Raw genomic sequence first — 14,179 nt, forward strand, 5'->3', positions numbered from 1 at the left:
TGCGGCCTCCGCGTCATGGCGCCGCCGCGCCATCCACGACGACCTCGAGGGCGCCGAGCGAGAGCATCGAGGCGGGCACCGCCGGGTCCGGGCCGGCCGCGACCTTGGCCATCGCATCGCGCTTCTCCTCGCCGGCGACGAGCAGCATGAGCCGCTTCGCGGCGTGCAGGAGCGGCAGCGTGAAGGTGATCCGGTCCGGCGGCGGCTTCGGGGAGTCGTGGAGGCCAACGACCAGGCGGTCGTCGACGTGGATCTCGGGGTGGCCGGGAAACAGCGAGCACGTGTGCCCGTCGGGCCCCATGCCGCACATGATCACGTCGAACAGCGGCAGGCCGTCCGCGCCGGCGACGACCGCGTCGAGCACCTCGGCCTGGTAGAGCGCCGCCGCGTCGTCGGCGCCGCGCTCGCCGAGCACGCGGTGCACGTTCCCGGCCGGGATCTGGATGCCATCCAGCAGCGACCGGCGCACCATCTTGAAGTTCGAGTCGTCGTCGTCAGGGCCGACCGCGCGCTCGTCCGACAGCCACAGGTGCACGTGGCCCCAGTCGGAGACGAGCGGCGCGAGCAGCTCGTGGCAGCGCTCGGGCGTCGTGCCGCCCGCGAGCGCGACGTGGACCGTCCGCGACGTCGCGTTGCAGACGGCGGCGACGACCTCGGCCGAGTGGGCGGCCACGGCCTCCTTGTCGGCGACCCGCACGATCTCGATGCTCATCGGTGGTGCTCCGGCTGAGGAGGCATGGCTGGGAGTCTCTCGCACGCGCCGCGGGCACGCTGGTCCGCGCCGATCTCGCCGAGCGCGCCGACCAGGCGCAACGGGACGGGGGAGCGGCCGGCCATCAGCCCACCATGATCTGCGCGGCCTCGAGCGCGGGCCGGTAGGTCGGGTCGCGCAGGAGCGCCTGGCGGATGCCCTCGCCAAGGATCCCCGCCTCGCCGCGCGACGCGCCCAGCACCGTCCACGTGCGCTCGGTGTGGCCGTCCGCCCGCGTGCCGCGGGTCACGCGCCGCGCGTGCAGGCCGCCCTCGCCGCGGTCGAGATCGAGCACCGTGCCCTGGCCGGTCTCGATCGTGATGCCGGCCAGGCCGCGGACCGACAGCGACGGGTCCGGGTGCAGCGCCAGGCGCACCTCGCCCTTGCGGTTGCGCGCGTGCCCTTCGAGCGTGTCGCGCCGCCAGGCCAGTGCGCCCGGGGTCCACCCGAGCCGCGAGGCGAGCCAGCCGAACAGCAGGACTCCCGCGACGACCGACTCGGGGTGATGACGGATCTCGACGCTCGAGATGGTCGGCAGCTGCGCGCGCCACCGCGGCGGATCGAAGCTGGCGGCGATGCGCTCGCGCCACGGCGTCGAGCGCAGCCAGGCGAGATCGACGACGTAGACGCGCTCCGACAGTGCGCAGGCCCTGTGCACGGCGTCCTCCGGATCGGGCTCGTCGACGGAGTCCAGCAGCACGACCTGCGCGAGCCCCAGGAGCGCATCGACGGCGTTCCAGCGGCCGTGCGGCGACCACAGCATCGTGGGCATGTCGGTGACCACGATCGGGTCGATGATCGTGTCGAGGTGCTCGAGGTGCGATTCGCCGATGTCGAGCACGAGGTGCTCGTGCGTGGTCGTGATCTCGCCCGCCACCGGCTCCTCGTCGGTGACCACCGTGACGCGCGCGTCGATGGTGGTGCGCCCCGGCTCCACCGCACACAGGACGGTGCGCGACGCGTGGTACCGGCCGACGCGCTCGAGGCGGTTCTCGATCTCGCCGCGCCACGGCCGGTCCACCACCGCAACCAGGTTGAGCACGCGGGCGGGGAACACGGCGCCGTGCTCGCCCTGGGCGGCGTGCTCGATCTGCAGCTCGCGCACGGCGGCCTCGATCTTCGACGGCGTCGTGTCGCGCTCGAACCAGGTGGTGTCGGCGAGCGAATGGGTCAGATCGCGCGCCACCGGTCGTCGCCCTCCAGCAGCCGGTCGGCTTCGGGCGGGCCCTGGCTGCCGGCCTCGTAGTGTGCGAGCGGCGGGTCGTCGCGCTGCCAGGCGCCGAGCACCGGGTCGATGATCCGCCACTGCGCCTCGACCTCGTCGTTGCGCGTGAACAGCGTCGCGTCGCCGCGCATCGCGTCGGTGATGAGGCGCTCGTAGGCCTCGGGCGACTGCGACATGAACGCCGTCCCGTAGAGGAACTCCATCTGGACCGGGCGGATGACCATCCGCGTGCCCGGGATCTTGGCCCCGAGCGACAGCGATACGCCCTCGTTGGGCTGGACGTGCAGGATCAGCTGGTTGGGCTGGACGCCGAGCGAGCCCTCCTTCGCGAACGCAAGGTGCGGGACCGGCTTGAGGATGACCGCGATCTCGGTGACCTTGCGAGCGAGGCGCTTGCCCGTGCGCAGGTAGAACGGCACGCCGTTCCAGCGCCACGTGTCGACCTCGAGGCGCAGCGACGCGAACGTCTCGGTCTGGGACTCGGGCGGAACGCCCTCCTCCTCGAGGTAGCCGCGCACGTCCTCGCCGCCGACGGTGCCCGCCGTGTACTGCGCCCGGACGGTCTCGTCGGGGGCGGGCGCCCGGATGGCCCGCAGGACCTTGACCTTCTCGTCGCGCACCTCGTCGGCGGTGAACGTCACCGGTGGCTCCATGCACAGCAGGCACAGCAGCTGGAGCATGTGGTTCTGCACGAGGTCGCGCAGCGCGCCGGCGGAGTCGTAGTAGCCCGCCCGCGAGCCGATGCCGACCTCCTCGGCCGCCGTGATCTCCACGTGGTCGATGTAGTTGCGGTTCCACAGCGGCTCGAACATGCCGTTGGCGAAGCGGAACGCAAGGACGTTCTGGACGGTCTCCTTGCCGAGGTAGTGGTCGATGCGGAAGACCTGCTTCTCGTCGAAGACCGCGAGCACCCGGCGGTTGAGCTCGCTGGCCTCCGCGCCGGTGGTCCCGAACGGCTTCTCGATGATGACCCGCACCTGGCAGTCCGCGCGATGGGCGAGGCCGTGCTCGCCGAGATGCTCGACGATCACCGGGAAGAACGCCGGGGCGGTCGAGAGGTAGAACGCGCGGTTCAGCGGCCCGCCGTTGTCGGCATCGAACTCGTCGAGCTGGGCCGACAGGCTGTCGTAGGCGTCGTCGTCGCCGAAGCTGCCGGGGATGTAGCGGACGCGGTCGAGCAGGGCGTCGAGGACCGCCGGGTCCGGCCGGCGCCGGCTGAACTGCTCGATCGCCTCGCGCGCCTCGCGCTGGTAGTCCTCGTGGCTGGACTGCGAGCGCGCGATGCCGATGAGGTTGAAGCGCTCGGGCAGCGCGCCGTCGTGGGCGAGGTTGTAGAGCGCGGGCAGGAGCTTGCGGCGGGCGAGGTCGCCGGTCGCGCCGAAGATCGTCAGCGTCGTGGGGTCGACCGGAAGGCGCTCGAGCCCGGCGGTGAGCGGGTTCTCTGCGGTGTCGGTCATCGGATCGTGGTGGTCGGCCGGTCCCCCAGCAGGACTTCCTGCGCGGCGAGCAGGGCGGCGCCCCGGACGCCGGCGCGCGGCCCGGACCGGGCGATGCGCACGGTGGTCCGGGTGCCCACTCCGGGCAGCACGAAACGCCCTGCGGCCTCGCGCGCCGGTTCGAGCAGCAGGTCTCCGGCGGTCGAGACCCCGCCGCCGATGGCGACGACCTCGGGGTCGAACATGTTGATCGCGTTCGCGATCCCCAGCCCGAGGCGGCGTCCGAGGACGGCGATGAGGGCGATCGCCTGCTCGTCGCCGGCCTTGGCCGCCTTGACCACGGCGACCCCGGTCTCGAAGCCCTGCTCGCGCCCGAGGGCGTCGAGCGCGGTGCCGGAGGCGAGCGACTCGAGCGAGCCTGGCCGCGGGAACCGCTCGTCGCGCCCGGCGGGGGCGTCGAGCTGCGAGGGGTCCGCGGCGACGACCATGTGGCCGAACTCGCCCCCCGCGCCCGTCACGCCGCGGTAGACGCGGCCGTCGATGACCACGCCGCCGCCCACGCCGGTGCCCACGGTGAACATGATGAGGTTCGCCGCCTCGAGCGTGCCGTCCTCGGCGTGCGCCTCGGCGAGCGCGGCGACGGAGGCGTCGTTGTCGACGTACACCGGCAACCCGAGGCGCTCGCGCAGCACGGTGCGCAGCGGCACGTCCTGCAGCGGGATGTTCACGCTCGAGCGCACCGTCCCGGTGTCCCAGTCGATGACCGACGGCAGCCCCACGCCGATCGCGGCGGCCGGCTCGGAGCCTCGGGCGGCCTCGACGCCTTCGACCAGCTGGTCGATCAGGGCGTCGGCGGAGGACAGGTCCGTGGGCTCGATCCGGGGCTCCGAGAGCACGCCGCCCTGCAGCAGCGCGATCGAGACCTTGGTGCCGCCGACGTCGACGCCGATCAGTCGCTGGTCCACTGCAGCCGTGTGTATCACAGGCCCGCGGCGACGCGATAGCGCAGCAACAGGGCGTTCTCGTACTCGTAGGCGTCGAGCAGGTCGAGCAGCCGGTCGTCGCCCAGCTCGCCGGCGACGACGGTGAGCGGGTCGGCACCGCCCACGAGCTGAGGGGCGAGCGCGACGTGCAGCTCGTCGACCACGCCGGCCCTCAGCAGCGCGGCGTTGAGCGTCGCGCCGCCCTCGCAGAGGATCGAGCGCAGCCCGCGGGCGCGGAGGTCGGCGACCACCACCGCGGGGTCGGGATCGTCGAGGACCACCACCTCGACGTCGGCGGTGGTCTCCGCGGGGACGTCGACGCGGGCGCCGGTGTAGACGAGGACGCGCGAGCGGGACTCCGCGAAGAGCGGGATGCCCCACGGCACCTCGCCGCGGCGGGTGAGCGTCGCGCCGACCGGCTCGTCGCCCAGCCCGGCGGCCCGGCGCATCTCCCGGCGGCGCTCGTCGCGGATCCAGCCGCCGTAGCGCTCGGCGCGCAGCGTCCCGGTCCCCACGAGGATCGCGTCCGCGTGCGCGCGCAGCGCGTGGAACAGCTCCCGGTCGCCCTGACCGCCCCGGATGCCGCCGCTGCGGCCGCGCAGCTCGGTGTGGCCGTCGAGCGAGGCGACCATGTTCAGGACGAGCGTCTCGCGCCCCGCGAGGTGCGCCGCGGCCTCCGCGGGCGTCGCGGTGCCGGGCTCGGGCAGGAGGCGGCGCAGCTGCAAGGACATGTGCGAGGAAGCTAGTGCAGCCGGATGGTTGTACTGGTGCCCGGGCGGCAACGAGTAGATTCGCTCCCCGTGCGAGGACTCCGCGGACCCGCTCGGGTCATCACGACGGTCGGCATGGCGCTCGGCGTGCTCTGGATCATCACCCTGACGATCACGCTGACGCGCTACGAATCGGCGCTCTCGACGTACGACCGTGCCGACCGCGCGGCCCTGGTCTCGCGAGCTCAGACGAGCTTCCGCAACAACCTCATCGACCGTGTGCAGGCCGTCGAGCGGGGGCTGGACGGCGACAGCGTCGGGGGCGATCTGCGCAACCTCGACAGGGAGTTCGCGGCCGCCGAGCGGCAGGCGCAGACGGCCGGGCCCACAGCTGACGCCGTCGCGAGCCTCGCGTCGATCCAACGAGCGTCGACGAGGCTGCGCGTCGCCGCCGATCGCGCCCTCACCACCAGCGGGGAGCCGGGGCACGCCGCCGACGTGGCGGCCTACCGGGCCGCGGCGGACGACCTGCAGGAGGCGATCCTGGGCTTCTCCGACACGCAGCGCACGAAGGTCGACGCGACGCGCGCCGACGCGCGCCACATCGCCGACCAGGCCATGTGGTGGGCGATCGGGCTCGGCGGCTTCGCGATCCTCGTCGGCTCGGTGCTCACGATCTGGAGCTCGCGCCTGCTGCAGCGGCTGTTCAACCGCATCCGCGCCACCGCCGACACGCTGGCCGAGGCATCGCTCGAGATGCGGGCCGCGGCGCAGGAGGCGGCCGCCGCGACCAGCGAGCAGTCGGCGGCGATCGCGCAGACCGCGGCGACCATCGAGGAGATGACCGCGACGGCGACCGCCATCGCCGCCAGCGCCGAGACGACCGCGAGCGCCGCGGCGCAGACCAGCGACGTGATGGACGACCTGCTCCAGCAGTCTGACGCGATCGCGCGGCGGTCGCTCGACCTGGGCCAGGGCGGCCAGCAGATCGGGGACATCCTGAAGCTCATCAACGACATCGCCGAGCGAACGAACCTGCTTGCGCTCAACGCGTCGATCGAGGCGGCGCGGGCCGGCGAGGCGGGGCGGGGGTTCGCGGTCGTCGCGACAGAGGTCCGCAAGCTTGCCGAGCGCAGCGTGCGGTCGACCGAATCCATCAGCCGGATCGTGTCCTCGCTGCAGGACGACACGAACGCGACGATCCTCGCCACCGAGCAGGGCCAGAAGCGGGCCGCGGACGTCGTGGAGCTGATGCAGTCCACCGGCGAGGAGATCGAGGACACCCTGCGGGCGACCGAGCAGCAGCGCGGGGCGGCCGACCAGGTCTCCCTTGCGATGGCGGAGATCCGCAGCGCGGCCCAGCAGCTCGCCGCCGAGCAGGAGCGCCGCCTGGACACGACGCGCCAGGTCGAGCAGCTCGTCAAGAGCCTCGAGCGGACGCTGGTCGAGGCCGGCGTGAGCCCGCGCAACGGCCACCGCCCGCCGGAGTGAGCGGGTGGACGCCGTCCACGTCAGGCTGCGCGGGGAGCGCTACGCGATCGAGGTCGCGGATGTCGTCGAGGTCGAGCAGCGCGACCAGATGACCCCCGTGTGGGGTGCGTCTCCGCTCGTCGTCGGCGTGCGCAACCTGCGCGGCAGCGTCCTGCCGATCGTCGACCTCGCGGCGGCGCTCGGGCTGCCGTCGCGGCCGGACGCGGCGTACGTCGTGGTCGTCGCGAGCGGCGTGGCCACGGCCGGGCTGGAGGTCGACGCCGTCATCGACGTCGAGCCCCTGCCGCTGTTCGACGTGCAGCCGGCCGACCAGGCCGGACTGCGCGGCCGCGCCATGGTCGACGACGAGCTGGTCGGCGTGATCGACGTGGAGGCGGTCCTGGCGATGGCGGGGCCGGTATGAGCGTCGACGACAAGCTGCTGTCGATCTTCCGCCAGGAGGCGGGCGAGCGGCTGGACGCGATGGTGGCGACGCTCCTCGAGGTCGAGTCGGGCGGCGGCGATCCGGAGTCCGTGCGCGAGCTGTTCCGCCACGCGCACTCGCTGAAGGGCACGGCGGGAATGGTCGGCCTCGCCCCGATCGCCGCGGTCGCGACGAGCATCGAGGACGTGCTCGCCGAGGCGCGCAGCAGGGGCGAGCTCGAGATGGCGGCCGCCGGTCCTCTCCTGCGCGCGACCGACGCGATCCGCGCCGCGATGCAGGGCGAGGCGATCGACGCGGCGGCCGTGGCGGCGGCGCTGCACGAGGGGCCCGGCGACGGCGACGGCGCCGGCGAGGGCGAGGGCGAGGCGCTGGGCGGCGCCGTGCCCGTCACCGCCGCGCCGCCCGCGCCGCTCGGCGACGATCACGACGCTCTTCCGTCCGCCCCGTCGCGCATGGCCACCATGCGCGTCTCCGCCGAGCGCGTCGACGACCTCCTCGACGCGGCCGGGGAGGCGGTGCTTCGCCGGCGGCGCCTCGAGCACATGCTCGGGCCGGTCGTCGAGGAGGACGAGCAGCTGCGCGAGGAGCTCGATCGCAGCGAGACCCTCCTCGCCGAGCTCCAGCACGCCGTGCTCGACCTGCGCACCATGCCGCTGTCGTCGATCGTCAGCTCGTTCCCGCGCACCATCCGCGACGCCGCCGCCCGCGAGGGCCGCGAGGTCGAGCTCCAGCTCGTCGGCGTCGACACCCAGCTCGACCGCACGATGCTCGAGGGCATCTCGGACATGATCGTCCACCTCCTGCGCAACGCGGTCTCGCACGGGATCGAGCCGCCGGACGCACGGGAGGCGGCGGGCAAGCCGCGCCGCGGCACGGTGACGGTCAGCGCCGAGGCGCGCGGCAACCGCGTGGAGGTCTCGGTCGCCGACGACGGGCGCGGCATCGCGCCGGACCTCGTCGCGCGGACGCAGTCGCACGCCGAGCTCGGCGAGCTGCTTGCGACGCCTGGACTGTCGACCGCGCGCGAGGTCGGCGAGCTCGCGGGCCGCGGGGTGGGCCTGGACGCGGTCCAGCGGGATCTCAAGAAGCTCGGGGGCGTGCTCCTCGTCACGAGCGACCCGGGGCGCGGCAGCCGCTTCACGCTGCGCCTGCCCGCGACGCTCGCAGTCCTCGCCCTCCTGCTGGTCGAGCGCGGCGGCCAGCACTTCGGCATCCCGCTGCAGACCCTGGCCGAGGTGGTCGACGAAGAGCGGGTCGTCATCCTCGGCGGCCGTCCCGCCGTGGAGCTCGAGGGCGGCGAGGTCCTGCCGCTCGCCGACCTCGCGGTGCTGCTCGACCGGCCGGGGATGCCGACGGCTCCGGGCGGGCCGGTGCTCATCGTCGACGTGACCGGCCGCCGGGCGGCCGTGCGCTGCGACCGCCTCCTCGGCGAGCAGGAGGCGGTCATCAAGGCGCTCGGCCCGCTGCTCGACGGGCTCCCGTTCTACCTCGGCGCCACGGTGCAGGACGACGGCACCATCGCGCTCGTGCTCGATGCGCGCCACCTCATCCGCGGCGCGCCCGCGGCGGCCGCCGTGCCCGAGGCGCCGGCCGCGCCCGAGGAGGACGCGCGCAGCCGCGTCCCGCGCGTCCTCGTCGTCGACGACCAGTTCACGGTGCGCGAGCTGCAGCGCACGATCCTCGCCGGCGCCGGATACGACGTGCTCACCGCCCGCGACGGACGCGAGGCGCTCGAGCTGCTCGACCATGGCGACGGCGTCGACCTCGTCCTCACCGACATCGAGATGCCCGTCCTCGACGGGTTCGCACTGCTGTCGGCTCTGCGCGAGGACCCGCGCCACGAGTCCCTGCCCGTCGTGATCGTCTCCTCACGCGGCGACGAGGAGGACCGGCGGCGCGGGGCCGAGGCGGGGGCCGACGCCTGGGTCGTCAAGGCGGAGTTCGACCAGCACAAGCTGCTCGAGATGGTGCACCGCCTGGTGATCCGGTGAGGCGCCGGTGAGCGACGCGATCCGCGTGGTCGTCTGCGACGACTCGCGCACGTACGTCCAGGCGCTCACCCGGGTCCTGGAAGCCGACGGCGACATCGACGTCGTGCGCAGCTACTCGTCGGCGGAGCGGCTCCTGCGCGGTCTGGTCGGACTGCGGCCCGACCTCATCACCATGGACCTCGACCTGCCGGGCATGGACGGCGTCGAGGCGACGCGCCGCATCATGGACGAGCATCCGGTACCGGTGGTGGTCGTCTCCGCCCTCACCGGCGCGGGCAGCGTCCAGGCGGCCGAGGCGCTGGCGGCGGGCGCGGTGGACGTGATCCACAAGGAGGAGATCCAGCTCGGCGCGACGACCAGCGCGGTGGCGGCGACGCTGCGCCGGCGGATGCGGCGGCTGAGCCGCGTGCGCGTCACCGGCCGGACCGGGGTCGCGCACGTCCGCGGGGCGGCCCGGGCGAGCGCGCGGCGCGCGCGGCCGGCGACGCCGGACGCCGCGGCGTCTGCAGCCCGCCCGCGGGCGGCGCCCTGGCGCCCCCATGCGATCCACGTCATCGGGATCGCCGCCTCCACGGGCGGCCCCAGCGCGCTGCGCGCGGTCCTCGGGGCGCTGCCCGCGCAGCCCGCGGTGCCGGTGCTCGTCGTCCAGCACATGACCGAGGGGTTCACGGAGGGCCTCGGGCGGTGGCTCGACGCGACGGTGCCTCCGCCGGTCCGGCTGGCCACGGAGGGCGCGCAGGCCGTGCCCGGCGTGTGGCTGGCCCCGGACCGAGCGCACCTAGTGGTCGGCGTCGGCCTGCAGATGCACCTCGACGACCGCACGCCGCCGGACCCGCACCGGCCATCGGGCGACATGCTGTTCCGCTCGCTCGCCCGCGACGCCGGTGCCGGCGCCGCGGTCGCCGTCCTCACCGGGATGGGCGTCGACGGCGCCGCCGGCGTGGCGGCGGTGCTCGCCGCCGGTGGGCTGGCCATCGCCCAGGACGCGGCGAGCTGCGCGGTCGACGGCATGCCGCTGGCCGCCGTCCGCGCCGGCGCCCAGCGCGTCCTGCCCCTCGACGAGATCGGGCCCGCGCTCGCCGCACTGCCCGTGCGGAGCCGCCCGCGGTGAGGACCGCGCTCGAGGAGCTGGCGGAGCGGATCCGCGCCGCGAGCGGGCTCGTCCTCGAGGGCTCGCGGCTCGGCTCGCTCGAGAGCGCGCTCGTCCGGCTCGCCCTCGGCACGCCGGAGGAGGTGCTGCGCGCGGCCGACGACCCGCTCGAGGGGGCGGCCCTCACGCTGCGCCTCGTCGACGAGGTGGCGGTCAAGGAGACCTTCTTCTTCCGCCACGACGACGAGCTGCGGGCGCTCGACTGGGCCGGGCTGCTCGCCGCGGCGCGGGCGCGCGGCGACGAGCGGCTGCGCGTGTGGTGCACCGCCTGCGCGACCGGAGAGGAGGCGTACTCGCTGGCCCTTCTGGCCCTCGAGGCGCTCGGCCCGAGGGCACCGCTCGACGTGCTGGGCACGGACATCGCCCAGAGCGCGCTCGACCGCGCGTGTGAGGGCACCTACCGGCCCCGAGCGGTCGCGTCGGTGCCGGCCGCGATGCGCGAGCGCTGGTTCGAGCCGGCTGGCGCGGGGCTGCGGGTCGGCACGGCGCTGCGCGGGGTCGTGCGCTTCGCCACCCACAACCTCGTCCACGACGACCTGCCGCCCAGCGGCGAGGCGCGCTTCGACGTCATCACCTGCCGCAACGTCCTCATCTACTTCTCGCCCGGCCAGGTCCAGCGCACGATCGTCGGGCTCGACGGCGCCCTGGTGCCGGGAGGCCGGCTCGTGATCGGCGCCGCCGACCGCCTGAGCACCGGCACCGTCGGGCGCCTCGCCCTGCCCCAGGCGGCGTGCGCGCGGCCCGCATCGCGTGCGCAGCGTCCGCGCCGGCGCCCGGTGCGCCGGGTCCGAGACCGCCCCGGGGGCGCGCCGCAGAGCAGCCCCCCGGACTCCCGCGACTGCCTCGAGCGCGGCCGTCAGGCCCGCGCCCGCGGCGACCACACGGAGGCCGTGCGCTGGCTGCGGCGCGCCCTGTACCTCGACCCGGAGTTCGGCATCGCGGGGCTCGAGCTGGCGCTCGCCTACAGCGCGCGGGGCGACGTCCCCGCCGCGCGCCGGGCGCTCTGGACCGCCATCCACGCGACGCAGCCGCCGCAGACCGACGATGATGCCGAGCTGTTGGCGGAGTGCCGGGCGCGCTTGGCACGCCTTGGCGGCGGGCAGGAGGACGGTGGCACGTGAGCAGGAGGATCCTGGTGATCGACGACTCGGAGCTGATCCGCGAGGCGGCGACCGTTGCCCTCGGCCTCGCCGGCTGGGCCGTCGACGCCCAGCCCGGCGGCGAGGAGGGGGTCGCGGCCGCGCGATCCGCGCCGCCCGACGGCATCCTGCTCGACGTCATGATGCCGGGCCTCGACGGGCCGTCGACGCTCGAACGCCTGCGCACCGGCGACGCCACGCGCGACGTGCCCGTGGCGTTCCTGACCGCGCGGGCCGAGGAGCAGGGCGAGCGCGACGCGCTGCTCGCGCTCGGCGCGTCCGCGGTCATCCCCAAGCCGTTCTCGCTGCCCCAGCTCGCCGGGCAGGTGTCCGAGGCGTTCGGGTGGAGCACGTGAGCGACGACGTTCCGGCCGACGTGCGCGACGTCCTGCGCCGCGTCTGGGAGAGCCGACGCGACAACGTGCTCGCCCGCGTCGACGTCATCGATGCCACGATCGCCGCCGCGCGCGTCGGCGCCCTCGACGACGAGCAGCGGGCGGCGGGCGTGCGCGAGGCGCACATGCTCTCCGGCTCGGCCGGCACGTTCGGCTTCGGGGCCGCGACGGCGATGGCGCGCGAGCTCGAGCACGCCTTCGACGTGCCCGGGGGGCCGCCGAGCGCCGCGCTCGACCACCTCGGCGACGTGGCGGGCGCGCTGCGGCGCGAGCTCGAGGGCGAGCCCGCGGGCGGCGCCGAAGGATGGGGATGAGCAGCGATCCGCTCGAGGGCATCGCCGCCGCCGACGCCCACCTCGGGCGTCCGGTCCCGCTGCCCCAGGCCGCGCTGCCGCTGGTCCGCTGGACCGAGGTCCGCCCCGCCGGACCGGCGGGCGTCGAGATCGAGTTCAACCTCGACGACTCCCGCGCCGGTGCGCCCGGCCGCCTCGCGCTCTACGTCGGCCTCGACCCGCCGCCGGCGCGCGAGTGGCCCGGCGACGAACCGCCGCGCGACGTCCCCGTCGGCGACGCACCGGGTCGCTGGCGCGAGGCCGAGCTCGTCGAGGCGCAGCCGTCGCTGCGTCCCGTGGTCGAGCTCGAATGGCACGCGCACGGCCTGCATCTGCGGCTCACCGCGCAGGGTCCGTGGCCGCCCGAGCGCCTTGTCGAGATCGCGAATTCGGTCGTTCCCGGGTGACGGCCGGGCGCGGGACGCTCGGATAGGCTCGCGCCCGATGACCGACACCGCGCAGCATCCCGATCGCAACCTCGCCCTCGAGCTCGTCCGCGTCACCGAGGCCGGCGCGCTGGCCGCGTCCCGCCTCGTCGGCCGCGGAGACAAGGAGGCCGCCGACCAGGCGGCGGTCGACGCGATGCGCCACATGGTGGGCAGCGTGACGATGGACGGCATCGTGGTCATCGGCGAGGGAGAGAAGGACGAGGCGCCGATGCTGTTCAACGGCGAGGAGATCGGCAACGGGCAGCCGCCGCAGGTCGACATCGCGGTCGATCCGCTCGAGGGCACCACGCTCACGGCGCGCGGCATGCCGAGCGCGCTGAGCGTCATCGCGCTGTCCGAGCGCGGCTCGATGTTCGACCCCGGCCCGTGCGTGTACATGGAGAAACTCGCCGGCGGGTCGGACCTCGTCGACCTGCTCGACCTCGACCAGGCGATCGGCGACGTCGTCCGCGCGGTGGCGCAGCGGCGCAAGATCGATGTGGGCGACGTGACGGTCGTCGTGCTCGACCGCCCGCGCCACGAGGACGGCATCGCGGAGATCCGCGAGGCCGGCGCCCGCGTCCGGCTCATCAGCGACGGCGACGTGTCGGCGGCGCTGCTGGCGGTGTCGGACCGCTCGCCGGTCGACCTGCTGTGGGGCGTCGGCGGCACGCCGGAGGGCGTCATCTCCGCCGCGGCGATCAAGTGCACGGGCGGCCACATGGTCGGCCGGCTGTGGCCGCGCGACGACGAGGAGCGCCGGGCCGCGCTCGACGCCGGCTACGACCTCGATCGCCAGCTGACGGTCGACGACCTAGTGGCCTCCGACGACTGCTTCTTCTCGGCGACCGGCGTGACCGACGGCGACGTGCTGCAGGGCGTGCGCTTCCACGGCGACTACGCCACGACCGAGTCGCTCGTCATGCGCTCGCGCTCGGGCACGGTGCGGCGGGTCCACGCGCGCCACGACCGCCGCAAGCTGCGCGCGATGGCCGGCGTCAGGTTCGGATGAGGGTGCCGGGGTCCGGCACGTCCTCGACCCCGACGAGCGAGCCGACCTGGGACTCCGCCAGGTCCAGCCGGGCCAGCGAGCGCAGGAACGAGTGCGTCACGATCACGTGGATGCGCGACTGCGTGTTCGCGTAGAACCAACGGCCGAAGCCGGACGCGATCGCGGGGTAGAAGTTCGCGACCTCCAACTCGACGTGGAGCCTCGCCTGCCCCCGCGACGGCGGGGGGCAGCGGCGCACGTCGATCTCGAGGTACCCCTTGCCGCCGCGCCCCTGGCGCGCGACGAGCAGCCCCTTCTCGATGCGCCAGCGCACGATGCCGCGCGTGTCGTCCATCTCGTACTCGGGCGCCTGGAAGGTCAGCAGCGGCAGCCAGCGGATGCCGAAGAGGCAGACGTCCCGGCCGTCGTCGCGGTAGCGGACGCGCACCGCGCCGAGCGTGATGCGGGTCAGGAAGCGCCAGTAGGTGCGAGCCAGGCGCTCGAGGTGCATGGGCGTCCAGATCTCGTCCGCCGCCTCGGCCGGCAGGTCGACGTCGGCGGCCTGGACGGAGCGCACCGCGCCGCTCCCGTCCGTGGTCGTGTGCTCCTCGGGCGAGCGGATCGTCGTCCGCGCGACCGCGCCGCGCGTGTTGAGCAGGCGGCGCGCGTTGGCGAAGAACGCCACGGCGAACACGACGACGGCGGCGGCGGCCACGAGCAGGCGCTTCGGCAT

Annotated in this window: 15 protein-coding genes; 9 read left to right on the forward strand and 6 right to left on the reverse strand. The window is 74.6% G+C overall.

Annotated elements, in window-relative coordinates:
- Positions 1–13: 13 nt before the first annotated feature.
- From pgl to DSM104329_RS06750, 5 genes are all read right to left on the reverse strand, one after another.
- Positions 14–712, reverse strand: a complete 699-nt coding sequence (pgl, locus tag DSM104329_RS06730; RefSeq protein ID WP_259314632.1) for a 6-phosphogluconolactonase — start codon at positions 710–712, stop codon at positions 14–16.
- A 124-nt stretch (positions 713–836) separates the two neighbouring features.
- A complete protein-coding gene (locus tag DSM104329_RS06735; protein ID WP_259314633.1) occupies positions 837–1,937 on the reverse strand; it encodes a glucose-6-phosphate dehydrogenase assembly protein OpcA in 1,101 nt (366 codons plus the stop codon).
- Positions 1,922–3,433: a glucose-6-phosphate dehydrogenase gene (gene zwf, locus DSM104329_RS06740; RefSeq protein ID WP_259314634.1), complete on the reverse strand. Its 1,512-nt coding sequence runs from the start codon at positions 3,431–3,433 to the stop codon at positions 1,922–1,924. The genes DSM104329_RS06735 and zwf overlap by 16 nt, the downstream gene beginning before the upstream one ends.
- Positions 3,430–4,377 (reverse strand): ROK family protein, encoded by a 948-nt coding sequence (locus DSM104329_RS06745; protein ID WP_259314635.1) that lies wholly within the window; start codon positions 4,375–4,377, stop codon positions 3,430–3,432. Before DSM104329_RS06745 ends, zwf begins: the two co-directional genes overlap by 4 nt.
- Before the next feature lie 14 nt (positions 4,378–4,391).
- Positions 4,392–5,126, reverse strand: coding sequence for a dihydrofolate reductase family protein (locus tag DSM104329_RS06750; RefSeq protein WP_259314636.1), 735 nt, complete (start codon positions 5,124–5,126; stop codon positions 4,392–4,394).
- 69 nt (positions 5,127–5,195) lie between these two features.
- On the opposite strand from DSM104329_RS06750, the gene DSM104329_RS06755 reads away from it, so the two are divergent.
- The 9 genes from DSM104329_RS06755 to glpX are packed head-to-tail and all read left to right on the forward strand — an operon-like array spanning position 5,196 to position 13,467.
- On the forward strand, positions 5,196–6,596 hold the full coding sequence (locus tag DSM104329_RS06755) for a methyl-accepting chemotaxis protein (RefSeq protein WP_259314637.1): 1,401 nt from the start codon (positions 5,196–5,198) through the stop codon (positions 6,594–6,596).
- 4 nt (positions 6,597–6,600) lie between these two features.
- Positions 6,601–6,999 carry a chemotaxis protein CheW gene (locus DSM104329_RS06760; protein WP_259314638.1) on the forward strand — a complete coding sequence of 133 codons (399 nt, stop codon included), beginning with the start codon at positions 6,601–6,603 and terminating at the stop codon, positions 6,997–6,999.
- Positions 6,996–9,011: a hybrid sensor histidine kinase/response regulator gene (locus tag DSM104329_RS06765; protein ID WP_259314639.1), complete on the forward strand. Its 2,016-nt coding sequence runs from the start codon at positions 6,996–6,998 to the stop codon at positions 9,009–9,011. Before DSM104329_RS06760 ends, DSM104329_RS06765 begins: the two co-directional genes overlap by 4 nt.
- Before the next feature lie 7 nt (positions 9,012–9,018).
- Positions 9,019–10,122, forward strand: a complete 1,104-nt coding sequence (locus DSM104329_RS06770) for a chemotaxis protein CheB (RefSeq protein WP_259314640.1) — start codon at positions 9,019–9,021, stop codon at positions 10,120–10,122.
- Positions 10,119–11,282, forward strand: coding sequence for a CheR family methyltransferase (locus DSM104329_RS06775; protein WP_259314641.1), 1,164 nt, complete (start codon positions 10,119–10,121; stop codon positions 11,280–11,282). The genes DSM104329_RS06770 and DSM104329_RS06775 overlap by 4 nt, the downstream gene beginning before the upstream one ends.
- Positions 11,279–11,656 carry a response regulator gene (locus DSM104329_RS06780; protein ID WP_259314642.1) on the forward strand — a complete coding sequence of 126 codons (378 nt, stop codon included), beginning with the start codon at positions 11,279–11,281 and terminating at the stop codon, positions 11,654–11,656. Before DSM104329_RS06775 ends, DSM104329_RS06780 begins: the two co-directional genes overlap by 4 nt.
- Complete coding sequence (locus DSM104329_RS06785; protein WP_259314643.1) at positions 11,653–12,009, forward strand: Hpt domain-containing protein; 357 nt, start codon at positions 11,653–11,655, stop codon at positions 12,007–12,009. The genes DSM104329_RS06780 and DSM104329_RS06785 overlap by 4 nt, the downstream gene beginning before the upstream one ends.
- Complete coding sequence (locus DSM104329_RS06790; RefSeq protein WP_259314644.1) at positions 12,006–12,434, forward strand: hypothetical protein; 429 nt, start codon at positions 12,006–12,008, stop codon at positions 12,432–12,434. Before DSM104329_RS06785 ends, DSM104329_RS06790 begins: the two co-directional genes overlap by 4 nt.
- 37 nt (positions 12,435–12,471) lie before the next feature.
- Positions 12,472–13,467, forward strand: a complete 996-nt coding sequence (gene glpX / locus DSM104329_RS06795) for a class II fructose-bisphosphatase (RefSeq protein WP_259314645.1) — start codon at positions 12,472–12,474, stop codon at positions 13,465–13,467.
- On the opposite strand, the gene DSM104329_RS06800 is transcribed toward glpX, so the two are convergent.
- Entirely contained in the window at positions 13,454–14,179 is a 726-nt protein-coding gene (locus tag DSM104329_RS06800) for a hypothetical protein (protein WP_259314646.1), read from the reverse strand. The genes glpX and DSM104329_RS06800 overlap by 14 nt on opposite strands.

Source organism: Capillimicrobium parvum (genome assembly GCF_021172045.1).
Taxonomy (GTDB): Bacteria; Actinomycetota; Thermoleophilia; order Solirubrobacterales; family Solirubrobacteraceae; genus Capillimicrobium; species Capillimicrobium parvum.